General features: G+C 70.8%; 26 protein-coding genes and 1 pseudogene. 15 read left to right on the top strand and 12 right to left on the bottom strand.

Translation table 11 applies throughout. The features are described 5' to 3' along the window. Window positions 1-11: 11 nt before the first annotated feature. Both A5673_RS20770 and A5673_RS20765 read right to left on the bottom strand, forming a co-directional pair. Window positions 12-1316: a hypothetical protein gene (locus tag A5673_RS20770; RefSeq protein WP_068236746.1), complete on the bottom strand. Its 1305-nt coding sequence runs from the start codon at window positions 1314-1316 to the stop codon at window positions 12-14. Beyond that, window positions 1306-2463 carry a sulfotransferase gene (locus A5673_RS20765; RefSeq protein WP_068236743.1) on the bottom strand — a complete coding sequence of 386 codons (1158 nt, stop codon included), beginning with the start codon at window positions 2461-2463 and terminating at the stop codon, window positions 1306-1308. The genes A5673_RS20770 and A5673_RS20765 overlap by 11 nt, the downstream gene beginning before the upstream one ends. A gap of 28 nt (window positions 2464-2491) precedes the next feature. Here A5673_RS20765 and A5673_RS20760 point away from each other — a divergent pair, with 28 nt between their 5' ends. Together A5673_RS20760 and A5673_RS20755 are read left to right on the top strand one after the other, a co-directional pair. Next, a complete protein-coding gene (locus tag A5673_RS20760; RefSeq protein ID WP_082958860.1) occupies window positions 2492-2986 on the top strand; it encodes a MarR family transcriptional regulator in 495 nt (164 codons plus the stop codon). Window positions 2987-3028: 42 nt separating this feature from the next. Next, a complete protein-coding gene (locus A5673_RS20755; protein ID WP_068236737.1) occupies window positions 3029-3853 on the top strand; it encodes an SDR family oxidoreductase in 825 nt (274 codons plus the stop codon). A gap of 10 nt (window positions 3854-3863) precedes the next feature. Here A5673_RS20755 and A5673_RS20750 read toward each other — a convergent pair whose 3' ends face one another. The 6 genes from A5673_RS20750 to A5673_RS20725 are packed head-to-tail and all read right to left on the bottom strand — an operon-like array spanning window position 3864 to window position 10612. Further along, entirely contained in the window at window positions 3864-5018 is a 1155-nt protein-coding gene (locus tag A5673_RS20750) for a glycosyltransferase family 1 protein (RefSeq protein ID WP_068236734.1), read from the bottom strand. 38 nt (window positions 5019-5056) lie between these two features. Next, window positions 5057-5590: a DUF3592 domain-containing protein gene (locus A5673_RS20745; RefSeq protein WP_068236731.1), complete on the bottom strand. Its 534-nt coding sequence runs from the start codon at window positions 5588-5590 to the stop codon at window positions 5057-5059. Further along, window positions 5587-7212, bottom strand: coding sequence for a 2-succinyl-5-enolpyruvyl-6-hydroxy-3-cyclohexene-1-carboxylic-acid synthase (gene menD / locus A5673_RS20740; protein ID WP_068236823.1), 1626 nt, complete (start codon window positions 7210-7212; stop codon window positions 5587-5589). Before menD ends, A5673_RS20745 begins: the two co-directional genes overlap by 4 nt. A gap of 48 nt (window positions 7213-7260) precedes the next feature. Continuing rightward, window positions 7261-8043, bottom strand: coding sequence for an alpha/beta fold hydrolase (locus A5673_RS20735; protein ID WP_068236728.1), 783 nt, complete (start codon window positions 8041-8043; stop codon window positions 7261-7263). Next, a complete protein-coding gene (locus A5673_RS20730) occupies window positions 8040-9011 on the bottom strand; it encodes an o-succinylbenzoate synthase (protein ID WP_068236725.1) in 972 nt (323 codons plus the stop codon). The genes A5673_RS20735 and A5673_RS20730 overlap by 4 nt, the downstream gene beginning before the upstream one ends. Then, complete coding sequence (locus A5673_RS20725; protein WP_068236722.1) at window positions 9008-10612, bottom strand: amidohydrolase; 1605 nt, start codon at window positions 10610-10612, stop codon at window positions 9008-9010. Before A5673_RS20725 ends, A5673_RS20730 begins: the two co-directional genes overlap by 4 nt. 66 nt (window positions 10613-10678) lie before the next feature. Between A5673_RS20725 and fadD8 the strand changes: the two genes are divergently transcribed. Further along, the gene (gene fadD8, locus A5673_RS20720) at window positions 10679-12280 is read left to right on the top strand and encodes a fatty-acid--CoA ligase FadD8 (protein ID WP_068236719.1); all 1602 of its coding nucleotides are present in this window, start codon (window positions 10679-10681) and stop codon (window positions 12278-12280) included. A 70-nt stretch (window positions 12281-12350) separates the two neighbouring features. Here the strand turns inward: fadD8 and A5673_RS20715 are convergent, their stop codons facing one another. Further along, window positions 12351-12902 carry a TetR/AcrR family transcriptional regulator gene (locus tag A5673_RS20715; RefSeq protein ID WP_068236715.1) on the bottom strand — a complete coding sequence of 184 codons (552 nt, stop codon included), beginning with the start codon at window positions 12900-12902 and terminating at the stop codon, window positions 12351-12353. A gap of 83 nt (window positions 12903-12985) precedes the next feature. On the opposite strand from A5673_RS20715, the gene A5673_RS20710 reads away from it, so the two are divergent. The 12 genes and pseudogenes from A5673_RS20710 to A5673_RS20655 all read left to right on the top strand — a co-directional run bounded on the left by A5673_RS20710 (window position 12986) and on the right by A5673_RS20655 (window position 23038). Next, window positions 12986-13837 carry an aldo/keto reductase gene (locus A5673_RS20710; RefSeq protein WP_068236820.1) on the top strand — a complete coding sequence of 284 codons (852 nt, stop codon included), beginning with the start codon at window positions 12986-12988 and terminating at the stop codon, window positions 13835-13837. Window positions 13838-13847: 10 nt separating this feature from the next. Then, complete coding sequence (locus tag A5673_RS20705; protein ID WP_068236712.1) at window positions 13848-14303, top strand: nitroreductase family deazaflavin-dependent oxidoreductase; 456 nt, start codon at window positions 13848-13850, stop codon at window positions 14301-14303. A gap of 5 nt (window positions 14304-14308) precedes the next feature. Beyond that, window positions 14309-15007 (top strand): hypothetical protein, encoded by a 699-nt coding sequence (locus tag A5673_RS20700; RefSeq protein WP_068236709.1) that lies wholly within the window; start codon window positions 14309-14311, stop codon window positions 15005-15007. Continuing rightward, window positions 15004-15906 carry a 1,4-dihydroxy-2-naphthoyl-CoA synthase gene (locus tag A5673_RS20695; protein ID WP_068236707.1) on the top strand — a complete coding sequence of 301 codons (903 nt, stop codon included), beginning with the start codon at window positions 15004-15006 and terminating at the stop codon, window positions 15904-15906. Before A5673_RS20700 ends, A5673_RS20695 begins: the two co-directional genes overlap by 4 nt. Before the next feature lie 32 nt (window positions 15907-15938). After that, window positions 15939-16829, top strand: a complete 891-nt coding sequence (locus A5673_RS20690) for an SDR family oxidoreductase (protein WP_068236704.1) — start codon at window positions 15939-15941, stop codon at window positions 16827-16829. Between the two features lie 46 nt (window positions 16830-16875). Beyond that, entirely contained in the window at window positions 16876-17265 is a 390-nt protein-coding gene (locus tag A5673_RS20685; RefSeq protein WP_068236701.1) for a VOC family protein, read from the top strand. 113 nt (window positions 17266-17378) lie between these two features. Next, a pseudogene (locus A5673_RS20680) lies at window positions 17379-18582 on the top strand (anion permease); the annotation flags it as partial. Between the two features lie 37 nt (window positions 18583-18619). Next, window positions 18620-18925, top strand: coding sequence for a hypothetical protein (locus A5673_RS20675; RefSeq protein WP_068236696.1), 306 nt, complete (start codon window positions 18620-18622; stop codon window positions 18923-18925). Window positions 18926-18972: 47 nt separating this feature from the next. Next, the gene (locus tag A5673_RS20670; RefSeq protein WP_068236693.1) at window positions 18973-19275 is read left to right on the top strand and encodes a DUF3349 domain-containing protein; all 303 of its coding nucleotides are present in this window, start codon (window positions 18973-18975) and stop codon (window positions 19273-19275) included. Between the two features lie 68 nt (window positions 19276-19343). Further along, window positions 19344-20426: an o-succinylbenzoate--CoA ligase gene (gene menE, locus A5673_RS20665; protein ID WP_068236691.1), complete on the top strand. Its 1083-nt coding sequence runs from the start codon at window positions 19344-19346 to the stop codon at window positions 20424-20426. Window positions 20427-20437: 11 nt separating this feature from the next. Next, window positions 20438-21790: a hypothetical protein gene (locus A5673_RS20660; RefSeq protein WP_068236688.1), complete on the top strand. Its 1353-nt coding sequence runs from the start codon at window positions 20438-20440 to the stop codon at window positions 21788-21790. Window positions 21791-21952: 162 nt separating this feature from the next. Further along, the gene (locus A5673_RS20655) at window positions 21953-23038 is read left to right on the top strand and encodes a methyltransferase (protein WP_068236685.1); all 1086 of its coding nucleotides are present in this window, start codon (window positions 21953-21955) and stop codon (window positions 23036-23038) included. Here A5673_RS20655 and A5673_RS20650 read toward each other — a convergent pair. From A5673_RS20650 to A5673_RS20640, 3 genes are read right to left on the bottom strand one after another with little or no spacing between them, the layout of a single operon-like run. After that, window positions 23010-23684, bottom strand: coding sequence for a TetR family transcriptional regulator (locus tag A5673_RS20650; RefSeq protein ID WP_068236682.1), 675 nt, complete (start codon window positions 23682-23684; stop codon window positions 23010-23012). The two genes, A5673_RS20655 and A5673_RS20650, sit on opposite strands and share 29 nt — an antisense overlap. 58 nt (window positions 23685-23742) lie before the next feature. Next, the gene (locus tag A5673_RS20645; RefSeq protein ID WP_068236679.1) at window positions 23743-24405 is read right to left on the bottom strand and encodes a DUF2064 domain-containing protein; all 663 of its coding nucleotides are present in this window, start codon (window positions 24403-24405) and stop codon (window positions 23743-23745) included. Continuing rightward, complete coding sequence (locus A5673_RS20640) at window positions 24402-25058, bottom strand: glycosyltransferase family 2 protein (protein WP_068236676.1); 657 nt, start codon at window positions 25056-25058, stop codon at window positions 24402-24404. Before A5673_RS20640 ends, A5673_RS20645 begins: the two co-directional genes overlap by 4 nt. Between the last annotated feature and the right edge of the window lie 298 nt (window positions 25059-25356).

Here is a 25356-nt window from a genome sequence, read left to right as displayed (position 1 = left end):
GCCGGGATCGGTCAGTATTGCCGGTAACGCCGTTGGACGTGTTCCTGGCGGACCCTGATCTGCTCCCGGCGTTCCTCGGCGGAGACGACGCGGGTGCCCGCGGGAAGGTGTTCGCGCACCGCGGCGAGCGGCACCTTGGCGACGTTGGCCTTCGGCAATGCGGGCGGCGGCGTGGAGTACGTCCACCGCAGGGCCAGGAAACCACCCGGGTGGCCGGCGGTGTCGAGCCAGTTCGGCACCCCGGGGTCGCTCCCGGCGACGACGTAGCGGAGGGTCCCGTCGGGGTCCGGTTCGGACTGAAACCCGTTGAGGCTGCTGGTGTGGTTGGCGTAGTCGAGCGACTCGCCCCACAGGTTGGCCAGATGGAAGCCCATGTACGCGGGCGGCACCGGCACGACGACCTCGACCAGCAGCGCCTCGTCGTCGGCGAGGTCGTAGACGCCACCGGAGTAGACGTTGGTGCTCTGCCCGCCGCCCATCGCGAGGTTGGCCAGGGCCGGCTCGTTCAGGTCGTTGCGCGGCATCAGGGTGACGCCGTCGCCGTTCTTGTCGCCGTGGGCCTCCAGCACCACGTCATAAAACTGGTTCCAGAACGTCATCTGGTTTTCGACGATGTTCCCGACACGGCGGAGGTCGCGCGCCACGGCGTCGGGGTCGGGCCGCGCCGGCTGGGCGCCCTCCTTTCCGAGTTGTGCGATGTGCAGGTCGGGCGACGCTTCGTGCTCCCAGTCGTGAAACAGCATGCGCGCGATCAGGTATCGCGCCGAGGCGGTCCCGTCGGCGGTCGCCGTGGCGAGGAAGTTTCCGGTGTGATCGGCGGGCCGCTGCGGCGCCAGCAGGATCTCGAACCGGCCGTCGTCGCCGACGGCCAGCTCCGCGACGTCCAGTGTCCCGGTGATGACGCGCCCGCCGGGGCCGAGTTCGGCGAGGCTGCCGGTGTCGCCGGCGTAGCTGCTGTGGGCCTCAAAGATGATGTACTGCGGCGCTTTCGGGACGAGCCGGCCGCGTATCCGGTAGCTCTTGGTGCCGTCGATGCGCGCCGACAGGTACAGCGCGTCGGCGTTGTCGATGGTGGCCTTGTCCACGGGTTGGATGGCGCGCCGGAAGTAGGGGAAATCGGGATCTTCGCAGAGGCCGCGCTCGATGGCGCTGAACACGAAGCCCAACAGGTAGCGGTGCCCCTCCGCCAGGCTTTGTTCGGTGACCGGGGGGGCATGCAGCTCGGCGGAGTCGACGGCGTCGCGGGCCCGGGTCAGGGCGTCGATCATCTCGGTCCAGGCGCCCCGCAGGGCGAGTTGGCTTGGCTCAGTGGACATGTGCGCCCTCTCCTTCGCTATCCCACCGGTACTGCTCGAACAACCCGGCCAGGCGAGTGTGGATCTCGTCCGGATCCAGCCCGAACTCCGCGAGGCTGTAGCGGTGGGCCGACTCGTGGCCGCCACCGGCTCCGGCCGCCGCGAAAGCCTTGGCGGCCACCGGTCCCAGGTCGAGCTCCAGCTCGCGATAGATCCGGCGCATGGTGGCCTCGGGGTGCTCCACCAGCTCGCGATAGTCGACGACGGTCGATCGGACCTCGGGGTGCCGGGCCAGCACGTCGAGCGGCCGTAGGTACGCGTCGAACGACTGGTCGGCCAGCACGCGCAGCGATTTCGCGATCAGGTGCTCGTCGCGACCGCGCAGGTCCCACTCGTTCTTCAGCAGCTTGAGCAGGCTCGGGATCGTCTCGTTTGGGTTTCGCAGGGGCACAATGAATCTCGCGTCCGGAAACGTCTCGATCAGCGCCTCGACGCGGCCGCAGAAGGTGGGGTTCTTGCTCAGGTGCGTCCCGCCGCCGTTCAGGGCGATCTGTCGCCGGACGCACTCGGAATAGAAGCCCATCACCCGCCGGCGTTTGCGCTCCGGCCACTGGTCGACGTGGTAGAAGTCAAGCTCGCCCATGAAGGGGAACATCACAATCCAGAAGCCGGAGCACAGCGACCAGGTGAGGAAGAAGTCGTCTTCCTCCGGGACGAAGAAGCCGGTCTTGTGCATGTCGTCGGTCGGCGCGAACCGCTGCTCCCCGGCCGCATCGAGGCCGCGGCGCAGGCGCCCGCCGAAAACGGCGGCGTCGAGCCGAAACACCAGGCGCAGCAGGCGCTTTTGCACCAGCGAGGGAAAGAACAGCTCGTACATCAACGCGTAGCTGAACTGCGGGTCCGCGGCCATCAGCCGGTGCAGATACGTCGTGCCGCTGCGGGCGTGACCGATGCAGAACGTCGGTGCCGTCACCTGGGTGCGCCGCAGCGACGGAAACAGGATTGGGTCGAGGGCGAAGCACACCGCATGGATGGCCGCGACGGCGGGCACGCCGACCAGGAAGGCGACATAGCGGATCCACGGCTTGGACGCCGGTGGGTCGCGGCGCAACAGCCGCAGCATCGTCCGGTAGTTAGCCCAGTCGAAGTAGAAGGACGCTGCGTGCATGGGCCAAACTATCCGGATTTATTTGACTATGTCAAGGGTATGTGGATACCGTGCGCGTGTGGCGGCAGCGCGCAAGCTGGATTCGGTGGACTCGATCAGCGCCACCCTCGCGCGGGTGGTGCGGCTGAGCGCGAGCCGTGCGGCGTTCGCCCGACAGGCGTCGGCCGCCGATACCGAACTGTCCCAGCCGTCCTACCTCCTGCTGCGCGTCCTGATCGACCAAGGCCCGCTGTCGATGGGGCAGTTGGCGCGGATGGCCCACATGGACGTCGGGATGGCCACCCGGCGGGTGCGGGCCCTCGCCGACGCCGGACTCGTCGCGCGACGGGCCGACCCCAACGACGGAAGGGTCTCGGTCGTCGAGGCAACGGCGCGGGGCCGGCGCGCCGCCGGCGTGCTACACGAGGTCCGGCGTGATCACCTGGCGCGCGCGCTGTCCGGCTGGTCGAGCGACGAGCTCCGGCAATTCGATCGGCTCTTGACCAAGTTCCTCAGCGATACGACCAAGACGCCGATCTCGTGAGTCGCCGGGAATGATGCGCCGACGGCTGCGTTGCATCACTGCGTGAGCGAAAAAGTTTGGTTTATCACCGGCACATCGCGCGGGTTCGGGCGCGAATGGGCGATTGCCGCGCTGGAGCGCGGCGACAAGGTCGCCGCCACGGCACGCAACACGGCGTCGCTGGACGACCTGGTCGGCAAATATGGCGACGCGCTGCTGCCGATTCCGTTGGATGTCACCGACCGCGAGGCCGACTTCGCGGCGGTCAAGCAGGCGCACGACCATTTCGGTCGCCTGGACATCGTGGTGAACAATGCCGGTTACGGGCACTTCGGGTTCGTCGAGGAGCTCACCGAGCAAGAGGCGCGCGATCAGATCGAGACGAATGTGTTTGGGGCGCTGTGGGTTACCCAAGCCGCGCTGCCGTACCTGCGTGAGCAGCGCAGCGGCCACATCATTCAGGTGTCGTCGATCGGCGGCATCACCGCGTTTCCGTTGGTCGGCATGTACCACGCGTCAAAGTGGGCGCTGGAGGGCTTCTCACAGGCGCTGGCCCAGGAGGTCGCGTCCTTCGGCGTGCACGTCACGCTGATCGAACCCGGCGGCTTCGACACCGACTGGGGTGGCGCGTCGGCCAGGCACTCCGATCCCCTGCCGGCGTACGACGAGGTCCGCGCCGCGGTCCAGGCCGAGCGCAGCAAGCGCTGGGCCAGCCCGGGCGACCCTGCGGCGTCGGCTGCCGCACTGCTGAAGGTGGTGGACGCGAAGGAGCCGCCGCTGCGGGTGTTCTTCGGCGCTTCCCCGCTGCAGACGGCCAAGGCCGACTACGAGAACCGGCTACGCACCTGGGACGAATGGCAGCCTGTCGCAGAGTTGGCGCAGGGCTGACGGCGACGCGTCACTGCCCCTGCGCGTAGCGCTTGGCGAACGCGCGCCGCCGCGAAAAGGGCGACAGCACGGCCTCGTAATGGCCGAGCAGCTCGTCGCAGATGACCGGCCAGCTGCGGCCCAGCACGCTGCGCCGGGCCGCGGGAGCGTAGCGATGCCGCTCCGCGAGCAGGTGCGCCACGGCCTCGGGCAGCCGCGCCTCGAACTCGTTGACTTCCAATAGCAGTCCGGTGCGGTACGGGGCCACCAGGTCACGCGGGCCGCCGGCGTCGGGGGCGATCACCGGCAGCCCCGAAGCCAGCGCTTCCTGCACGACTTGGCAAAACGTCTCGTGCTCACCGGGATGCACGAAGACGTCCATGCTGGCGTACGCCGCGGCGAGCTCCTCACCGTACAGCGCCCCGGTGAAAACCGCCGTGGGCATTGCCGATTGCAGTTTGCGTTGATCGACGCCGTCGCCGACGATGACGAGCTGCACCGAATCGTTGGCGCTCAGCGGGATCAGCCGTTCGACGTGCTTCTCCGGCGCGAGCCGGCCCACGAACCCGACGATCGGCTTGCCGGCCGGCGACCACCGCCGCCTGAGCTCCTCGCTGCGGGCTGACGGCGCGAACCGCAGCACGTCGACCCCACGCGCCCACCGATGCACCCGCGGGAACCGTTGGGAGACAAGCGACTCCATCGTCACGCTGGACGGCGCCAAGGTGCGGTCGGCCAGGCTGTGCAGGTGGCGAAACCACGCCCACGCCGCGCGCGTCGTCATCGGGATGCCGTAGCTCGCCGCGAAACCCGGGACGTCGGTTTGATACACCGCGACCGTCGGCACCCCGAGCCAGCGCGCCGCTTTCACGCCGCCATACCCGAGTAGCGCCGGCGACGCGAGGTGCACCACGTCGGGGTCGAATCCGCGCAGCACGCCCACCATCCGGGGCATCGGGAGACCGAGCGGCAGCGTGGTCACCTTGGGGAACATTCGCGACGGCACCCGATGCACCCGGATGCCGTCGTGAACCCGATCCGCCCGGGGCTGGCCCGGTGGATTGTCGGGGGCGATGACGAGGGCTTCGTGGCCGGTGCGACGCAGATGTTCGAGGACGCGCAGCACCGAGTTGCTGACACCGTTGACATTGGGGAGGAAGGATTCGGCGACGATGGCTACGCGCACAAGACCACCATGTCAGCGTCGGCTGTCGGAAAGGTTGCCTACGGGCATACGTCGTGCGAAATCTGCTGGTCGCGAGCCGTGGCGCGGCGGTCCAGCCACCTGTCCAGCAGCGCCAGGCCCGCCAGCGCCACCGCCGCGGCCAGCCAGGCCACCACCGCGATGGATCCCGCCGGAATGATCGCCAGCCCCGCGTTGCGGTGCTGGACCCGGACCAGGTTCGGGTCGTTCTTGTTGTACTCGACGTAGATCCGCATCCCCGTCGCCAACTCGGACGGATACAGCACGCCCAGTTCGGGGCGGTAGGTGACGCGCTCGGGCGTGACGAATTCGATGGTGGAGCGCCGCGGACCGGCGCTGAGCACCTCGGCCTGCGCCACACCCATGTGGTGCCGGATCGCGAGATCGTCGCGCCAGGCGCCGGCCACCAGCAGCACCGACTGCAGCGTGACCAGCCCCGCCAGGATCAGCACCGCAATCCGCGACCACCGCAACGCAATCCGGGCCCGGGTCGTCGGCGGCTCATCGCTGCGGCCATGAATCAGGATGCGCAGCAACGCTTTCGGCGATGTCACAGGGCGGCCTTGATGGCCGCGTGCAGCTGGCGCAGCGAGGAGCGGTCCGCCTTGACCTCCAGCACGCGCAGGCCCATCCCCGGCTCGTCGAGGGCCGCGTCCAGCTCGGCGACCTCGATCTGCCGACTCTCCACGTGGTAGGCGCGGCACAGCGCGCCGACGTCGACGTCGTGCGGGGTGCCGAAAATGCGCGACGACACGTCGGAGAACCGCGGATCGCCCTGCTCGAGCAGTTCGAAGATGCCGCCGCCGTTGTCGTTGGACACGACGATCGTCAGCCGCTGCGGCGTCGGTTCGGTGGGGCCGATCAGCAGCCCGGAGCTGTCGTGCACGAACGTCAGGTCGCCGATCAGCGCGACGGTGCGGCCCTGGTGCGCGAGCGCCGCCCCGATCGCGGTGGACACGGTGCCGTCGATGCCGGCGACCCCGCGGTTGGAGCGCACCTTGATCCCGTGGGCGTCCAGGCCGACCAGCGCCGCGTCGCGGACGGGGTTGGACGCCCCGAGCACCAGCTGGTCGCCCGGCCGCAGCGCGTCGGCCACCGCCGCGGCGACGTGCAGCCCGGTGGTCAGCGGGTGCGCCGCCAGCTGGCCGCGGACCGCGGTGATCGCGTGCCGGTTCATCTCCGCGCAGCGGTGCAGCCAGGCCTCCTGCGGCGTCCCGGTGGTGACCGCCCGCGTGCCGGTGGCCTGCGAGTTGCCCGAGACGTCGGGCCAGCGCGGCCCGGTGGTCAGCGCGTACACCGGCACCTTCGGGTCGGCCAGCAGCGCCGACACCGGGCGGTGCAGCGTTGGGCGGCCCAGCATGATCACCTGCTTGGGGCGCAGCAGCGGCAGCGCGAGCGGGTGCAGCGGGTTGGCCGGGGCGGGCGCCGTCGGTTCCGCGACGGTGGGCAGCTGCTCCAGGTTGGGGTGGGTGCCCGCGCCGTGCCCGGCGATGACGACCGTGTCGGGCGTCAGGTCGATGTCCAGCGGCTGGTCGAAGGTGACCGGCGGCGTGTACGTCCACGGCCTGCCGCCGGGGCGGCCCGGCGGGGTCGCGGCGCCGTGCGGTTCACGATCGGGCACCAACGGTTCGCGCAGCGGGATGTCGAACTGCACCGGGCCGGCGTTGGCGGTGCGCGAACCCGTCGCGGCCGCCAGCACGCGGCAGGTGGCCGATCGCCAGGTGGCGTTGAGCGAATCCAGCCGCTCGGGCGCGTCCTCGGCCAGCCCCAGGCTGATGGTGGCGCGGACCTGGGTGCCGAAGTAGCCCAGCTGCTCCATGGTCTGGTTTGCCCCGGTGCCCAGCAGCTCGTAGGGCCGGTTGGCCGACAGCACGATCAGCGGCACCCGCGCGTAGTTGGCCTCGACCACCGCCGGGCCGAGGTTGGCCACGGCGGTCCCCGACGTCATCGCGACACACACCGGCGCGCCGGCGCCGATCGCCAGCCCGATGGCCAGGTAGCCGGCGGTGCGCTCGTCGATGCGGACGTGCAGCCGGATCCGGCCGGACCGGTCGGCGTCCTGCAACGCGAAGGCCAGCGGCGCGTTCCGTGATCCCGGGCACAACACCACGTCGCGGACGCCGCCGCGAATCAGCTCGTCGACGACCACGCGGGCCTGTGTCGTCGAGGGGTTCACCACTACAGCGTGTCACAAGCCCCGAACAGGGCGCCCGCCGCGGATTTTTCAGGTGCCGGCGAAGAACTGCAGCGCCGCGGCGTTGACGGCCTCGGGCCGCTCCAGGAATCCGAGGTGGCCGGCGTCGGGGATCTGCAGGTAGCGGCCGTTGGGCATCGCGTCGGCGACCTCCCGGCCCAGGTAGGGCGGCGTCACGATGTCCTCGGAGAAGCCGAGCACCAGCACCGGCGCGGCGATGCTGCGGTAGGCGGCCAGCCGGTTGGTCTGCGGCGAGACATACATCTGGGTGCGCAGGCCCGGGGTCTGCTTGACCGGCCAGGTGGTGAACATCGCGATCCAGTCGGCCACGGCCGCTTCGTCGTTGATCGTCTTGCGCGAAAAGCTCTCCAGCAACCGGTTCCTCGCGTCCAGCCCGGGCGGCAGCTGCACCCCGGAGGCGTGCAGCTCGACCTCGGCCTCGTGGAAGAACTGGCGGGCGCGGTCCAGCCGGCCCCGGGTGGCCATCAGCACCGCCGACCTGACCAGCTCGGGCCGCGACACCATGAGTTCCTGCGCGATGAACGCGCCCATGGACACCCCGACGACCCGCGCCGGCGCGGCGCCGAGCGACTCGATCAGCGCGGCGGTGTCGGCGACCATCGTTTGCGTCGTGAAGCCCTCGGCGTTTTCCGTATCGCCGACCCCGCGGTTGTCGAAGGTGATGCACCGATACCCGGCGGCCAGGAAGGCCGGGACCTGATGGGGGTGCCAGGTACGCCCGGCGCCGCCGCGGCCGGCGATGAAAAGGACGGGCTCGCCGGACCCGCGATCGTCGTATGCCAGGTTGATCACCCGGACGACGGTACAAGCAGCGGATGGCAGGCCTTGATCCGGTCGATCCACCACTGCCGCCGCTCGGGCGGCGCGGCCAGCGCCCGCAGCCGCGCGGGGTCGGGCGTCACCGGCCCGACCGGCAGGCAGCCGTCGATCGGCGCGGCGACCTCCACCACGTCTTCGGTGAACAGGCCACCGGTGCCCAGCCCGCAGGCGTGGCGCAGTTCCGGCAGGGCCGCCGCGGCGGTCAACCCGTGCCGGATGCCGACCGCCGAGTCCAGCGCGCTGGAGACCACCACGGGGATGTCGATCTCGGCGGCGATGGCGAGCAGGGCCCTGACCCCGCCCAGCGGCGCGACTTTGAGCACCGCGATGTCGGCGGCGTGGGCGCGAACCACCGCGAGCGGGTCGGCGGCCTTGCGGATGCTCTCGTCGGCCGCGATCGGGACATCGATGCGCGCGCGCAGCGCGGCGAGTTCGTCGACGCTCGCGCAGGGCTGTTCCAGGTATTCGAGCGGGCCGTCGGCGGTCAGGGCGGCCGCGGCCCGCGCCGCCTGCTCGACGGTCCAGCCGCCGTTGGCGTCCACCCGCACGGTCGGCACGAGGGCGCGCACGGCGTTGACCCGCGCCACGTCGTCGGCCAGCGTCTGGCCCGGCTCGGCGACCTTCACCTTGGCGGTGCCGGCCCCCGGGAACCGGGACAGCACCTCGCCCACCTCGGCGGCGGGGACGGCGGGCACGGTGGCGTTGATGGGGACGCGCTGGCGCAGGACGGGCGGCGACGGCCGGTAGGCACCCTCGACGGCGGCCGCGAGCCAGTGCGCGGCCTCCGGCGGCGCGTATTCGAGGAAGGCGCCGAACTCGCCCCAGCCCGCGGGGCCCTCGATCAGCGCGACCTCGCGGGTGGTGATGCCGCGGAAGCGCACCCGCATCGGCAGCGCCACCACGTGCAGGCGGTCCAGCAGATCGGCGAGCGGCGGCCTCACCGGCCGTGAACCTGGCGGCCCGCCAGAAACGTGGCGCGCACCTCGAGGTCGGCGATCCGTTCCGGCGGGACCGTTCGGGGATCGGCCGACAGCACCACCAGGTCCGCGTACTTGCCGACCTGCAGCGAGCCGATCACGTCGTCGGAGAACAGCTGCCAGGCGGCGTCGATGGTCTGCGCGCGGATCGCCTGCTCGACGGTCAGCCGCTCCTCGGGCGCCAGCACCCGGCCGCTGGGCGCCGTGCGCGTCACGGCCACGCTGATGTTGCGCAGCGGCTCCTCGGGGGTGACCGGCGGGTCGTTGTGCAACGAGATCCGCATGCCGGTGGCCACCGCGGAACCCGCCGGCATCCACCGGGATCCGCGCTCGGGCCCGAACAGGCCGTCGACGAGGATGTCGCCCCAGTAGTGGATCTGGTCGACGAAGATGCTGCAGGTGACGCCGAGGTCGGCGGCCCGCTGGAGTTGCTCGGGCCGGATGGCGCCGACGTGCTCGAGGCGCAGCCGGTGGTCGGGGCGCGGGTGGCGCTGCAGCGCCTCCTCGTAGACGTCCAGGATCGTGTCGACGCCGACGTCGCCCTGCACGTGGCAGGCCATCGGCCAGCCCAGCGGAAAATAGGCGTCGACGATCTCGGCCAGCTGCTCGCGGGTGTAGTTGGCGTGCCCGCAGGAACCCGGCGGCACGCCGATGGCGCGGGTGGCCTCGGTGTCCAGGTACGGAAACGACAACGCGATGTTGCCGACCCACGGCGAGCCGTCCACCCAGATCTTGATGCCGACCTGGCGCAGCATGTCGTCGCCCTGACCCGGGGTGGCGTCGGTGCGCATCTGCGGGTTGGAGATCTCGTAGGTGCGCAGCCGGACCGTCAGGTCGTCGCGCAGTTGCTCGACCAGCGGCCCGAACGCCGGGTCGAACGCCATCTCGGAGCAGGTGGTCAGCCCGGCGCGGTTGAGCCGGGCGCATTCGGCGCGCAGCATCGCCGGGTAGTCGCCGGGCTCGATGGCCCCGGCCAGCAGCGGGAACACGGCGCCGGTCTCCTCGGCGGTGCCGTCGAGTTCGCCGTGCGCGTCGCGGCCGAACCGGGCGCCCTTGGGGTCGGGGGTGTCCCGGGTCAGGCCGGAGCGCCCGGCGGCGTGCGAGTTGAAATACGCCTTGTGCCCGGAGTTGTGGATGATCACCAGCGGACCGTCGGGCGCGACCGCGTCGAGCCAGGCCAGCGTCGGGTCGGGAAGCCCGTTCTGCAACAGCGGATCCCACCCGTTGAGGTAGGCGCCGGCGGCTCCCCGCGCCTTGACCTCGCGCCCCACCGCCGCGACGACGTCGTCGGCGCGGGGCAGCGTGACCGGGCGGATGTCGACGATGCGGTCCGACAGCGCGAGGGCCTCCATCAGCGGATGACCATGCGCCTCAACGAATCCCGGCATCACGCAGCCGTCACCCACGTCGAGGGTGCGGGTGTTCGGGCCGACGTGACCGGCGATGTCGTCGCGCGTGCCGACGGCGACGATCCGGCCGTCGGCCACGGCGAGCGCCTCGGCCGTGGGCCGCGCCTCGTCGACGGTCAGTACGGTCCCGGTGACGACGAGATCTGCCTGCCCCATGTGCAGGGATGCTAGTGCGTGGAGGGTCCGGCTCACCGGAATTGCAACACGTTCTAGTCTGGCCACATGAGTGACGAGCTGCTGCGCCATCCCATTCATTCCGGGCACCTGACAGTCGGTGCGCTCAAGCGCAACAAGAACAAGCCGGTGCTGCATCTCGGCGACACCACGCTGACCGGCGGGCAGCTCGCCGAGCGCATCAGCCAGTACATCCAGGCGTTCGAGGCACTCGGTGCGGGCACCGGCGCCACCGTCGGGCTGCTGTCGCTGAACCGGCCGGAGGTGCTGATGATCATCGGCGCCGGCCAGACGCAGGGTTACCGGCGCGTGGCGCTGCACCCGCTGGGCTCGCTCGACGATCACGCATACGTGCTCTCCGACGCCGGGGTCAGCTCGCTGATCATCGACCCCAACCCGATGTTCGTCGAGCGGGCGCTGGGCCTGCTCGAGAAGGTGCCCGCCCTCAAGCAGATCCTGACCATCGGCCCGGTACCCGAGGCGTTGCGGGGCGTGGCCACCGACTTGTCGGCCGAGGCCGCGAAGTATCCGCCCAAGCCGCTGGTGGCGGCCGAGCTTCCGCCCGATCACATCGGCGGGATGGCCTACACCGGCGGCACCACCGGCAAGCCCAAGGGTGTGCTGGGCACCGCGCAGTCGATCACCACCATGACCACGATCCAGCTCGCCGAGTGGGAGTGGCCCGAGAACCCGCGCTTTTTGATGTGCACCCCGCTGTCACATGCCGGGGCGGCGTTCTTCGTGCCGACCATCATCAAGGGCGGCGAGCTGGTGGTGTTGACCAAGTTCGACCCGGCCGAGGTGCTGCGCGTGATCGAGGAGCAGAAGATCACCGCGACCATGCTGGTGCCGTCGATGATCTACGCGCTGATGGACCACCCCGATTCGCACACCCGTGACCTGTCCTCGCTGGAGACCGTGTATTACGGCGCCTCGGCGATGAACCCGGTGCGGTTGGCCGAGGCCATCCGCCGCTTCGGGCCGATCTTCGCCCAGTACTACGGGCAGTCCGAAGCACCGATGGTGATCTCGTATCTGGCCAAGAAGGACCACGACGAGAAGCGGCTCACCTCCTGCGGCCGGCCCACCCTGTTCGCCCGCACGGCACTGCTGGACGCCGACGGCAACCCCGTGCCGCAGGGCGAGGTCGGCGAGATCTGTGTGTCCGGACCACTGCTTTCCGGCGGTTACTGGAATCTGCCGGAGGAGACGGCCAAGACGTTCAAGGACGGCTGGCTGCACACCGGTGACATGGCCCGCGAGGACGAGGACGGCTTCTGGTACATCGTCGACCGGGTCAAGGACATGATCGTCACCGGCGGGTTCAACGTGTTCCCGCGCGAGGTCGAGGACGTCGTCGCCGAACACCCGGCCGTCGCGCAGGTGTGCGTGATCGGCACGCCGGACGACAAGTGGGGCGAAGCCGTCACCGCGGTGATCGTGCTGCGGCCCGACCACCCCTCCGACGAGGAGGCGGTGGCGCGGGTGACCGTCGAGATCCAGTCCGCGGTCAAGGAACGCAAGGGTTCGGTGCAGTCGCCCAAGCAGGTGATCGTCGTCGACTCGGTGCCGGTGACCGCGCTCGGCAAGCCCGACAAGAAGTCGGTGCGGGCGCGGTTCTGGGAGGGCGCCGGCCGCGCGGTCGGCTGATCGCTTTCGCCGAGCGTCACGCTGGCGTGGCGCTGGGCGTCCGCGGTCACGCTGGCGTGACGCTCGGCGATCAGGGAGCCGTCACCCCGGCCACCAACAGGTCCAGCATGCGGCCCGTCTGCTCCGGCGAACCGCTGGCCAGGAAGATCCCGATCAGGCTGGACACCACGTCGTCGGCCTGCACGTCGGGGCGCACACTGCCGTCGTCGGCGCCGGCCCGCAGCAGCAGGTCGACGGCGCCGACGATGCTGTCGCGCGTCTGGCTGGGCGCAAGAGCGCCCGAGTCGAAGATCGCGTGTAACGACTCGGCCATCTCGCGCTTGGTGGCCACGAAGCCGGCGTAACGGTCCATCCAGCGCCGCAGGGCCGCCCTGGGCGGGTGCCGCTGGAGCAGCTCTTCGGCCGCCGCGGCCACCTCGGCGAGCTCGGCGCGGTAGATCGCCTCGACGAGGGCCTCCCGGTTCGGGAAATGGCGGTAGAGCGTGCCGATCCCGACGCCGGCGTCGCGCGCGATCGACTCCAGTGACACCGGTCGCCCCTGCGCGCCGGCGAACGCCGCGGTGGCCACCTCGAGCAGCTTCTCGCGGTTGCGCCGCGCGTCGGACCGGCTCGGTTCAGCCAAGCGGAGGGTCCTCCGTTTCTGCTAGGCTTCGGTTAAAGCGGAGGGTCCTCCGCATTCCTACCAGTGTGTCAGACGGGATCACCATGACAACCTTTCCCACCGTCGGCCGCGTCGGCTACGGCGCAATGCAGCTGTTCGAGGCCACACCGGAGGACGCGACCGGCGTGCTGCGGCGCGCGGTCGAGCTCGGCGTCAACCACATCGACACCGCGTCGTTCTACGGCCCCGGCGAGGTCAACCGCCGAATCCGGGCGGCGCTGGCCCCCTACCCCGACGGCCTCGTCATCGTCAGCAAGGTCGGTGCGCGCTACACCGGTGCCGACCCGATGCCCCTGACCGCCGCGCAGCGGCCCGCGGAGCTGCGCGCCGCCGTCGAAGACGACCTGCGCCAGCTCGGCCTGGACCGCGTTCCGGTGGTGAACCTGCGGCGCATGGACCTCGGGCCGAGCGCGGCCGTCGAGGGCGACCAGGAGGTCGACCTCGAGGACCAACTCGCCGAGATGATCGCGCTGCGTGACGAGGGCAAGATCGGCGCGATCGGCGTGAGCAGCGTGCCGCTCGACGTGGTGCGCCGGGCCCTGCCCGCGGGGATCGCGTGCGTGCAGAACGCCTATAGCCTGCTCGACCGCTCGCAGGAGGAGACGCTCGACCTGTGCAGCTCCGAGGGCATTGCGTGGGTGCCCTACTTCCCCCTGGGCTCGGCGTTCCCGGGTTTTCCCAAGGTCACCGACGACGCGGTGGTGGTCGAGGTCGCCGGCGAAATCGGCGCTACGCCAGCCCAAGTGGGACTGGCATGGTTACTGGCCCACTCCCCCAACACATTGCTCATTCCGGGCACGCGAACTGTGGCGCACCTCGAGGAGAACATCGGTGCCGGCAAGGTCGCGCTGAGCGCCGACGTACTCGCGCGGCTGGAGTCGCGACCCGGCGGGTAACGTCGCCGCCGTGGGCGATGACAAGCCGGTCCGGCCGCCGTGGTGGCTGAAGCCGGCCAACAAGGTCTTCATCCGGATGTCGCGGCTCGGAATGAGTTTCGGCGGCGAGAGCCCCGTCGTGTTGACGGTCAAGGGGCGCAGGTCCGGCCGCGACCGCTCGACGCCGGTGACCCCGATGAGCGTCGACGGGCAACAGTTCGTCGTCGCCGGGTTTCCGGGTGCCGACTGGGTGGCCAACGTGCGCGCCGCCGGCCAGGCGACGGTGGCCCGGGGCCGGCGCGTCGACACGGTCCGGATGGTGGAGCTGTCACCCGACGACGCCCGGCCGATCCTGCGCGCCTTCCCCACCGAGGTGCCCACCGGCGTCGGCTTCATGAAGCGGGCCGGACTGGTCACCGACGGCCGGCCCGAGGAATTCGAAGCGCTGGCCGGCCGCTGCGCGGTGTTCCGACTGGACCCGGTGTAGCAGCGATGCGGCGCGCGGTGCCGGTGGTGGCCCTGCTCGCGGCCGCCTGCCTGGCCGTGCCCGCGCCGCGGTCGTCGGCCACGACGGGCTGCGCGCCCGGCGGCGCGCCTCCCCCGCCCGGCGCGGCCCAGCGCACGGTCAGCGATCTGGACTGGGACGGCCAGCCGGACACGTTGTGGGTCGGGCAGTTTCGCGACGGCTCCGGCCGGACCGTTCGGGTCGTCGGGATCACGACGGCAAGCGGCGCCAACTCCGACGTGGAGGTGTCCTCGGCCAGCCCAATCCCGTTGACCGCCTTGGCGATCGACGCCCAGCAGGATGGGCAGCACCAGGTCATCGTCAGCGACGGCCGCGGCGCGCACCTGTACGTGTTCGCCGACTGCCGATTGCAGACCGTCACCGACAACCAGGGCGCCCCGTTCCTGTTCGACCTGCAGGACCTGCGGGACAACGGCACCGGAATCGGGTGCGGCAACCTCGGCCCGCCCATGCCGGGCCGTCACCTGCTCGGGTTGCGGGCCGCGAACGAGGACGGCCAGTGGACGGTGCGCCGCACCGAGATCGACCTCAACGGCACGCTGGCTACCATCGGAGCGTCCGACACCCTGACGGCCGCCTCCGCGCAGGACCCCGCGGTGGTCTCCGCGCAGACCATCAGCTGCGGCGACCTCACCCTCAGCAAGGACGGAGTTCGACAGCCTTGAGTGCCAACCCCTTTGATGCGCAGGCGTGGCGTCCCGTCGACGGATTCGGCGACCTGACCGACATCAGCTACCACCGCCACGTCGACGACGCCACCGTGCGGGTGGCGTTCGACCGTCCCGAGGTGCGCAACGCGTTTCGGCCGCACACGGTCGACGAGCTGTACCGGGCGCTCGATCACGCCCGCATGTCGCCCGACGTCGGGGTGGTGCTGCTGACCGGCAACGGCCCGTCGCCCAAGGACGGCGGCTGGGCGTTTTGCTCCGGCGGCGATCAGCGCATCCGCGGCCGCTCCGGCTACCAGTACGCGAGCGGGGAAACCGCCGACACCGTCGACGCCGCGCGCGCCGGTCGGCTGCACATCCTCGAGGTGCAGCGGTTGATCCGGTTCATGCCCAAGGTGGTGATCTGTCTGGTCAACGGCTGGGCCGCGGGCGGGGGCCACAGCCTGCATGTGGTGTGCGATCTCACCCTGGCCAGCCGCGAGCACGCGCGCTTCAAGCAGACCGACGCCGATGTCGGCAGCTTCGACGGCGGTTACGGCAGCGCCTATTTGGCGCGGCAGGTGGGTCAGAAGTTCGCCCGCGAGATCTTCTTTTTGGGCCGGGAGTACACCGCCGAGCAGATGCACCACATGGGTGCGGTCAACGAGGTCGTCGACCACGCCGACCTGGAGCGCGTCGGCGTGCAGTGGGCGACCGAGATCAACGCGAAATCCCCTCAGGCGCAACGCATGCTGAAGTTCGCGTTCAACCTGCTCGACGACGGGCTGGTGGGCCAGCAGCTGTTCGCCGGGGAGGCGACCCGCCTGGCGTACATGACCGACGAGGCCGTCGAGGGCCGCGACGCCTTCCTGGAGAAGAGGCCGCCGGACTGGAGCCCCTTCCCGCGCTACTTCTGAGGTGGCTTCGGGCACCCGCCTAGACTCCCCACGTGAGCAAGAGTCCCCTCGGCAGGATCAGAGACCAGCTGGTGCTGGCGACCATGCGACCGCCCGCGTCGCCGCAAATCCTGGTCAACCGGCCCGCGATCAAACCGGTCGAGCTCGACGGCAAGCGGATCCTGCTGACCGGGGCATCGTCGGGCATCGGCGAGGCCGGGGCCGAACAGCTGGCCCGCGAAGGAGCGACGGTGGTCGTCGTCGCCCGCCGCCAGGACCTGCTCGATGACCTGGCGGACCGGATCACCAAGGCGGGCGGCGCCGCCATCGCGATCCCGTGCGACGTCTCGGACATGGACGCCGTCGACGCGCTGGTGGCCGACGTCGAGAAGCGCCTCGGCGGCATCGACATCCTGATCAACAACGCCGGCCGGTCCATCCGCCGGCCCCTGGCCGAGTCGCTGGAACGCTGGCACGACGTCGAGCGGACCATGGTGCTCAACTACTACGCGCCGCTGCGGCTGATCCGCGGGCTGGCGCCAGGGATGCTCGAGCGCGGCGACGGCCACATCATCAACGTCTCGACGTGGGGCGTGCTGTCGGAGGCGTCGCCGCTGTTCTCGGTCTACAACGCGTCGAAGGCCGCGCTGTCGACGGTGAGCCGGGTGGTGGAAACCGAGTGGGGCCGCAAGGGCGTGCATTCGACGACGCTGTACTACCCCTTGGTGGCCACGCCGATGATCGCGCCGACGAAGGCCTACGACGGGATGCCGGCGCTGACGTCGCAGGAGGCCGCCGAGTGGATGATCACCGCGGCGCGCACCCGGCCGGTGCGGATCGCGCCCCGGATGGCGATCGCGGCCAAGGCGCTGGACACGTTCGGCCCGCGGTGGGTCAATACCCTCATGCAGCGGCAGAGCATCCAACCCAACCGTGAGGCCTGACCTCTGGGACACCATCGCAGCCGCCGCGCGTGATAGACACGAAGCTATGGAGATCCTGGCCAGCCGGATGCTGCTCCGGCCGGCGGACTATCAGCGGTCGCTGAGCTTCTACCGAGACGAGATCGGGCTGGCGATCGCCCGCGAATACGGCGCGGGCACCGTGTTTTACGCCGGACAGTCTTTGCTGGAGCTCGCCGGTTACGGCTCACCCGACCACTCCCGGGGGCCCTTCCCGGGTGCGCTGTGGCTCCAGGTCCGCGACATCGCCGCGACCCAGGCCGAGCTGCAGGGCCGGGGGGTACCGATCGCCCGCGAGGCGCGCCGCGAACCGTGGGGCCTGCACGAGATGCACGTCACCGATCCGGACGGCATCACGCTCATTTTCGTCGAGGTTCCGGGGGATCACCCGCTGCGCCGCGACACCCGCGGTGATTGAGGGAACGCCGGGTTAACTACCGGCTAACATCTGACGGCAAGTCGAGGTACACCTGCGTTTCGGCGATCGCTCCGTTCGACAATTTAAGCCCCCTACTACGAGAATCAGGCGCTGTGAACATCGATTTGTTCCTCCTCATCATTGTCGTAATCACGGCACTCGCTTTCGATTTCACCAACGGCTTCCACGACACCGGCAACGCGATGGCAACGTCAATTGCCAGCGGCGCGCTGGCGCCCAAGGCGGCCGTCGCGCTGTCGGCGGTGCTGAACCTGGTGGGCGCTTTCATGTCCACCGCGGTCGCGGCCACGATCGCCAAGGGCCTCATCGACGGGCACATCGTGACGCTGGAATTGGTGTTTGCCGGCCTGGTCGGCGGCATCGTCTGGAACCTGCTGACCTGGCTCCTCGGCATCCCCTCGAGCTCGTCGCACGCGCTGATCGGCGGCATCGTCGGCGCCACGCTGGCCGCGGTGGGCGCGCACGGGGTGATCTGGAAGGGCCTGGTGTCCAAGGTCCTCATCCCGGCCGTCATCGCCGCGGCCCTGGCCATCGTGGTCGGGGCCATCGCGACCTGGCTGGTCTACCGGATCACCCGTGGCATCCCGACCAAGCGCACCGAGGCCGGATTCCGGTACGGACAGTGGGGCTCGGCGTCGCTGGTCTCCCTGGCGCACGGCACCGGCGACGCGCAGAAGACGATGGGCATCATCTTCCTGGGCCTGATGTCCTACGGCGCGGTCAGCAAGACCGAGTCCGCGCCGCCGCTGTGGGTGATCGTCTGTTGCGCCCTGGCCATGGCGGCGGGCACCTACCTGGGCGGGTGGCGCATCATCCGCACGCTGGGCAAGGGCCTGGTCGAGATCAAGTCGCCGCAAGGCATGGCCGCCGAATCGTCCTCGGCCGCAGTCATTCTGCTGTCGACCCACTTCGGCTACGCGCTGTCGACGACGCAGGTCTGCACCGGTTCGGTGCTGGGCAGCGGGCTGGGCAAGCCCGGCGGCGAGGTGCGCTGGGGCGTGGCCGGCCGGATGGTCGTCGCGTGGCTGATCACGCTCCCGTCGGCCGGGTTGGTCGGCGCGATCACCTACTGGATCGTGCACGTCATCGGCGGGTACCCCGGCGCGATCATCGGCTTCGGCCTGCTGGTCGCCGTCTCCGCGATGATCTACATCCGGTCGCGGCGGGTCAAGGTCGACCACAAGAACGTCAACGCCGAATGGGAAGGCAGCCTCACCGCCGGCCTCGAGGGCTCGGACGAGCATCCGCCCTCCGATACCGGGCCCACGGTCGGCGCCGGGGCCCCGCCCCGGTCCGGCTCCGACGAACCTCCGGTTGGCGCGGGGAACCTGTCATGAGCCACTTCAGCGACTGGTTCAACTACCAGGCCTCCCTGAAGATCCTGGTGTTCAGCATGCTGGCCGGTGCCGCGTTGCCGGGGCTGTTCGCCCTCGGCCTTCGGTTCCACGCCGTTGGCGGCGGGCAGGTCAGCACCGACGGCGGTCCGGCGCACAAGAATCCGGTGCTGCTGGGGGTCGCCTGGATGATCTACGCGGTGGTGCTCACGGTGATCGCGTTCGCGCTGCTGTACATCTCCCGCGACTTCATCGCCCACCAGCTGGGACAGCCCTTTCTCGGTGCCAAGCCACCCCACAAGTAGCATCGAATCGTCCACCCAGCCGAGCCCCCGCGCGATGGGATAGCGAAGTGAACGGATTCCTGAATTCGATTGTGTCGTGGCTGCGCGCGGGATATCCGGAGGGCGTCCCGCCGACCGACACCTTCCCGGTGCTGGCGCTGCTGACCCGCCGATTGGGCCACGACGAGGTCATCGCGGTGGCGCGCGAACTCTCCGAACGCGGCTGCTTCGACGACATCGACATCGGTGTGGCGATCACCCAGATCACCGACGAGCTGCCCGCGCCGGAAGACGTCGAGCGGGTGCGGGAGCGGTTGGCCGCCCACGGCTGGCCGTTCGACGAGCCGCAGGACGCCGGGGACCCCGCATAGCCGTCCTGCGTGCGCTGGGCGTCCCCTCGGGTCGCGCCGCCGCGGCGCTGCTGCCCGCCCTGGAGGGCGTGCTGGACGGGCGTGAGCCCGCGCTGGTGGCGGTGCCGCCCGGCGACGACGGCACGCCGCGCGCCCTGCGGGTAGGCGAGGCGATCGACGACGACGTGGCGCTGGTGGTGGCGACGTCGGGAACCACCGGCGCGCCCAAGGGTGCGCTGCTGACCGCGGCGGCGCTGACCGCCGGCGCGGCGGCCACCCACCGGCGCCTGGGCGGCCCAGGCGCCTGGCTGCTGGCCCTGCCGCCCCACCACATCGCCGGGCTGCAGGTGCTGGTGCGCAGCGTGCTGGCCGGCGCGGCGCCCGTCGAGCTGGACGTTTCGGCCGGCTTCGACGTCGGTGAATTGCCCGCTGCGGTAAGGCGATTGGGCTCCGGCCGGCGCTACACCTCGCTGGTGGCCGCGCAGCTGGCAAAGGCGCTGACAGACCCGGCCGCCGCGGCCGCGCTCGCCGAGCTGGACGCCGTGCTGCGCGCCGGCGGGCCGGCACCCCGGCCGATCCTGGACGCCGCCGCTGCCGCGGGCATCGCGGTGGTCCGCACCTACGGCATGAGCGAGACCGCGGGCGGCTGCGTGTACGACGGTGTCCCGCTGGACGGGGTGCTGGTGCGCCTGTCCCCCAACGGGCGCATCGTCATCGGCGGCGCGACGCTGGCCAAGGGCTACCGCAACCCCGTCGACCCCGACCCGTTCGCCGAGCCGGGCTGGTTTTACACCGACGACCTGGGCACCCTCGACGCCGCTGGTGCGCTGACCGTGCTGGGCCGCGTGGACGACGCGATCAGCACGGGCGGGTTGACCGTGCTCCCGCAGCCGGTCGAGGCAGCGCTGTGCACCCACCCCGCCGTCGGCGACTGCGCGGTGTTCGGCCTCCCCGACGACCGGCTCGGGCAGCGGGTGGTCGCCGCGATCGTGCTGCGTGCCGGCTCCGACGCGCCGACGCTGCCGGCGCTGCGGAGCCACGTGGCGCACACGCTGGACGCCACCGCCGCGCCGCGCGAGCTGCACGTCGTCGAGGCGCTGCCGCGCCGCGGTATCGGCAAGGTGGACCGGGCGGCACTAGTGCGCCGGTTCGGCGACGCCGGCGATCAATAGGCTGATCGATCGTGAGGGTCGCGCGACGGGAGTGGGCAGCCGTCGCGGTCGGGGTCGTCCTGGTGGCGGCGGCGTTCGTCCTGCCGCGCCTGCACTGGGGCGTCCGGCCGCGGCTGGACGTGGGCCAGGAGCGGTTCGGCACGCACGCCGGGGCATCGCCGATCTTCGGGGCGTGGGAGATCCACGCCAGCTGGGGCACCGGCCCGGCGATCCTGATCGCCGTGGCCGCCGTGGCGTGGGGATCCACTGTGGCGCAACGGCTCTCGTGGCGGGCGCTGACGCTGGGCACCTGGGCCACGGCCTGCGCGTGGGCGTTCGCGCTGGCGATGATCGACGGCTGGCAACGCGGCTTCGCCGGGCGGCTGACCACCCGCGACGAGTACCTGTCGCAGGTGCCGGCGATCACCGACATACCGGCCGCCGTGCGCACGTTCTCCAGCCGCATCATCGACTACCAGCCGAATTCGTGGACCACCCACGTCTCGGGGCATCCGCCGGGTGCGCTGCTGACGTTCGTGTGGCTGGACCGGATCGGGCTGCACGGCGGCGCCTGGGCGGGGCTGCTGTGCCTGCTGGTCGGTTCCAGCGCCGCGGCGGCCGTGCTGGTCGGCGTGCGCGCGCTCGCCGACGAACGTACGGCGCGGCGGGCGGCGCCGTTCGTCGCGGTCGCGCCGACCGCGATCTGGGTTGCCGTCTCGGCCGACGGGTACTTCGCCGGCGTCGCGGCCTGGGGGCTGGCGCTGTTGGCCGTGGCGGTACACCGCCGCGTCCGGTTCCCCGCGCTGCTCGCGGCCGCGGCCGGCCTGCTGCTGGGCTGGAGCGTTTTCCTCAGCTACGGCCTGGTCCTGCTGGGTCTGCCGGCGCTGGCGGTGCTGGTCTCGGCGTCGGATTGGCGCGCGGTGCTGCGCGTGCTTGGCCCCGCGGCGCTGACCTCGGTGGCGGTTGCGGTGGCGTTCGCGGTGGCGGGCTTCTACTGGTTCGACGGCTATACCCTTGTGCAGCAACGCTATTGGCAGGGTATCGCCAAGGACCGGCCGTTCCAGTACTGGAGCTGGGCCAACCTGGCCTGCGTGGTGTGCGCGATCGGGCTGGGCAGCGTGGCCGGGATCAGCCGGTTGTTCGACCCGGCCGCCCTGCGGCGTCGCTCGGGCTTCCACCTGGTGCTGCTGGGGATGCTGGCCGCCATCGCCTTCGCCGACCTGAGCATGCTGAGCAAGGCCGAGGTGGAACGGATCTGGCTGCCGTTCACCGTCTGGCTCACCGCCGCGCCCGCGCTGCTGCCGGTGCGGTCACACCGGTTGTGGTTGGCCCTCAACGCCGTTGGCGCCCTGCTGGTGAACACCGTCATGGTCACCAACTGGTGATCGAGTGTGCGCTGACGGCTTTCGAGCGTGAGCCCAGGGTGGCGACACGCCGACGAACGTCGCCCGGTGCTCACACGCAGTATTTCAATGGCTATTGAAATACTCGCGGATTGGCGGCATAGTTCCTACCCGGACTAATCGATCGGTCGCGCAGGAGGTCACTTGACGTCGAAAGTTCCGCCGGCCGGGGTCGCGCGAGCCGTCGAACGGGCCCGCCACCACCTGTCGCGGCTGCGCCAACGTTCTGCTCCGCCCGCGGCGGTGGTGATGGAACTGATCCTGAACGCGTGGGTCGCCCAGGCGATCGCAACCGCCGCGGATCTCGGAGTGGCGGACGCCCTGGCGGCCGGCCCGCTGTCCGGCGCGCAGTTGGCGGACCGGGTCGGCGCCGACGCCGACGCCCTGCAGCGACTCATGCGCGCGTTGATCGGGATCGGGATCTTCCGCCAGGGCAGCGACGGGCGGTACGCACTCAACCCACTCGCGGACGCCTTGCGCACCGACGCGCCCGTGTCGATGGCCGGGATGGCGCGGTGGGTCGGGTCGGCACAGCATCGCGAGCACTGGAGCCACCTGACCGACGCGATCCGGACGGGGCATCCGGTGGTCCCCGAGCTCCGGGGTAAACCGGTATTCGAATACCTCGCCGACGAGGCGGCGCTGGGCGAGATCTTCAACTCCGCCATGACCAATCTGTCCGAGTTCGCGACCGTGCCCCTAACCGCGGCCTACGACTTCAGCGCATACGACACGATCGTCGATGTCGGCGGGGGCCACGGTCGTCTGTTGGCGGCGATCCTGCAGACGGCCCCGAGATCGCGCGGCGTCCTGTTCGATCTTCCGGAGGTCGTGGCGTGCGCCCCCGAGTTGTTGCGCAAGTACGGCGTCGACGACCGCGTCCGGATCGAAGAGGGCTCGTTCTTCGATTCCGCGCCGGCGGGCGGCGACGCCTATGTGTTCAAGAACGTCATCCACGACTGGCCCGAGGAAGACGCGGTCCGCATTCTGAAGAATGTCCGCACCGCGGCCCGCACCGGCGCGCGACTGTTGCTCTGCGAGTTCGTCATTCCCGACCACGACCGCGACTTCCATGGCAAGTGGGTGGACATCGAGATGCTGGTCGTCGCCGGCGCGCGCGAACGCACCGCGGACGAGTACCGGCGGCTGGTCGGCCAAGCCGGTTTCCGGTTGGACCGCATCGTCGACACCGTGTCGCCGCTCAGCATCGTCGAGGCGACCGCGGTTTAGCCGAGGGCCGTTGCGCCGCGCGCACATCCAGCCCCAGCTCGTCGGCGGGGGCGGTCAAGAACCGGTGCACCGCGGGTCCGACCAATCCGGCCACCTCGTCGACCCCGAGCGACGACAGGGGCGGCACCCGCATGATGTAGCGCAGCATCGCGGTGCCGACGAGGTTGGTCGCGGCCAACATCGCGCGCAGCCGCGCCTCGTCGCCGCCCCCCAACGCGCTGGACACCGCGGTGAGCAGATAGTCGTGCAGGAAGCCGCGAAACGCATCGTTGGCATCGCTGTTCGACGTCGCCGACTGCACCATCGAGGCCATGCTCGCGGCCGTGTCGGGCTGCTCCCAGATACCGAGGTAGGCCCTCACCACGCGGCGGCCCAAATCGTCGTCCTTCTCGGCGATCTCGGTCGTCAGCAGGTCGGCCGGCAGCACCAACTCCATCGACGCGCGAAACAACGCCGCCTTGGAGCCGAAGAGATAGAGGATCATCGCCGGATCGACTCGGGCGTCATCGGCGATCGCGCGCAGCGTCGTCTTGTCATAGCCGCGCGCGGCGAACTGCCGCTTCGCCGCCCGCAGGACCGCGTCGCGCGACACCGGCCGGCCTTGGCGTCTGCCGCGCCGCTTGATCGATTCGCCAGGTGGCGGCACGTGCGAACCATATCATTTCAACGTGTGTTGAAAAGATTGGGCGGTCGCGGAAAAGGTCTCAGAGCCCGGCCGCGCGGGTGACCCGCGCGAAGCGGCTCGCCGGCCCGCACGCGTCGCGGACCGCGGCGATGTCGTCGACGACGTCGACGTCGGCCAGGCGCTGCACCTCCGTCACGCCAATACCGTTGTCGCGCAACGCCTTCAACGTGAGCTCACCGGTGTCGGGCTGAGACATCGGCACGCCGCGCAGGCATTCGGCCATCGCCGGTGCCGCCACCCCGAGCACCCACCAGCCGCCATCGTGGGCCAGCCCGAGGATCGCCGGCTCCTCCAGCAGCCGACGCGCGCAGTCGGCCAGCAACTCGGCGGTGACCTGGGGGGTGTCCATCCCGATTTGCAGGACGGGATGGCCCGCGGCCGAGTCGGCGTGGGCGTTGGCGAGCCGGGCGGCAAAGTCGTTGCCGCGCTGCGGGATCACGGCGAAGGACTCGAGCCGTTGCCGCAGTTCGGTGGCGCGGGCGGCGGCGGCCAGATCGCCGGTCAGGGCCACCACCCGCGCCGCGACCGGCGCGGCGGCCACCGCGTCCAGCGTGTCCAGCAGCGCGGCCGCCGCGATGTCCGCGGCGACGCGGTCCCCGACCGTCGCCGCGAGCCGCGTCTTGGCCCGGCCGGGCTCCGGAGCCTTGGCGACCACCAGCAGGGTCACCGGCACGGAACTCACGAAATCACCTTCCAGAAGTCCAGGATCGCGGTGACGCTGCCCCGCAGCGAGCCGCTGACCTTCGACTTGCCGCCCGCGCGCGGACCGTAGCTGACGTCGAGCTCGACCACGCGCCAGCCGGCGGCCGCCGCCCGGACCAGCAGCTCCAGCGGGTAGCCCGAACGGCGGTCGGCAACACCGAGGTTCAGCAGCGCGTCCCGGCGAGCGACCCGCATCGGCGCTATGTCGTGCACCGGCAGGCCGTGCCGGGTGCGCAGCCGCCAGCTCATCACGACGGTCCCGACGCGGGCGACCCACGGCCAGTGCAGGCCGGGCACCGGCCGGCGCCGGCCGATCACCAGATCGGCGCCCTCCTCGAGCGCGTCCACCAGCCGGGGCAGGTCACCGGGATCCATCGAGCCGTCGGCGTCGATCACGGCGACGATCGGGGTGGTCGCGGCGACGACGCCCGCGTGCACCGCCGAGCCATACCCCGGCCGCGGTTCGGCGACCACCCGGGCGCCGTGCCGGGTCGCCACCGCGGCGGTGCGATCGGCGCTGTTGTTGTCCACGACCAGCGCCGCGTAGCCGGCCGGGATCGCGGCCAGCACCCCCGGCAGCGACTCCTCCTCGTCGAGACACGGCAGCACGACCGTGACCGCGTCCTGGGCCATGAGGTCAGGCCACGATCAATGCTGTGTATGGGGCAGCAGCGGTTTCACCGGCTGCTGCGGGGTCACCGGCTGTTGCGTGTGCGGCTGCGTCGGAATCGTCTGCTGCGTTTGCGTTTGCGTGTGCGGCGCCGGCGCTTGCGTCGTCGGCGGTGGTGCCTGCGTCGTCGCCGCTTGGCTGGTGTGCGGGGCCTGGGTGGTCGTGACCGGGGCCTGGGTCGTCGTGACCGGGGCCTGGGTGGTCGTGACCGGGGCCTGGGTCGTCGTTGGCGGCGTGGTCGGCGGCGGGGTGGTCGTCGGC

The organism is Mycobacterium sp. E3198, from assembly GCF_001667015.1.
Classification (GTDB): domain Bacteria; phylum Actinomycetota; class Actinomycetes; order Mycobacteriales; family Mycobacteriaceae; genus Mycobacterium.
The sequence above is the reverse complement of the archived record's forward strand: the minus strand, read 5'-3'. Positions and strand labels throughout refer to the sequence as shown.

What these genes read in the sequence shown, in the direction of transcription:
- A5673_RS20770 (WP_068236746.1), bottom strand. Translation starts at nt 1,316, where the DNA reads ATGTCCACTGAGCCAAGCCAACTCGCCCTGCGGGGCGCCTGGACCGAG.
- A5673_RS20765 (WP_068236743.1), bottom strand. Translation starts at nt 2,463, where the DNA reads ATGCACGCAGCGTCCTTCTACTTCGACTGGGCTAACTACCGGACGATG.
- A5673_RS20760 (WP_082958860.1), top strand. Translation starts at nt 2,492, where the DNA reads ATGTCAAGGGTATGTGGATACCGTGCGCGTGTGGCGGCAGCGCGCAAG.
- A5673_RS20725 (WP_068236722.1), bottom strand. Translation starts at nt 10,612, where the DNA reads ATGGGGCAGGCAGATCTCGTCGTCACCGGGACCGTACTGACCGTCGAC.
- fadD8 (WP_068236719.1), top strand. Translation starts at nt 10,679, where the DNA reads ATGAGTGACGAGCTGCTGCGCCATCCCATTCATTCCGGGCACCTGACA.
- A5673_RS20710 (WP_068236820.1), top strand. Translation starts at nt 12,986, where the DNA reads ATGACAACCTTTCCCACCGTCGGCCGCGTCGGCTACGGCGCAATGCAG.
- A5673_RS20700 (WP_068236709.1), top strand. Translation starts at nt 14,309, where the DNA reads ATGCGGCGCGCGGTGCCGGTGGTGGCCCTGCTCGCGGCCGCCTGCCTG.
- A5673_RS20685 (WP_068236701.1), top strand. Translation starts at nt 16,876, where the DNA reads ATGGAGATCCTGGCCAGCCGGATGCTGCTCCGGCCGGCGGACTATCAG.
- A5673_RS20675 (WP_068236696.1), top strand. Translation starts at nt 18,620, where the DNA reads ATGAGCCACTTCAGCGACTGGTTCAACTACCAGGCCTCCCTGAAGATC.
- A5673_RS20640 (WP_068236676.1), bottom strand. Translation starts at nt 25,058, where the DNA reads ATGGCCCAGGACGCGGTCACGGTCGTGCTGCCGTGTCTCGACGAGGAG.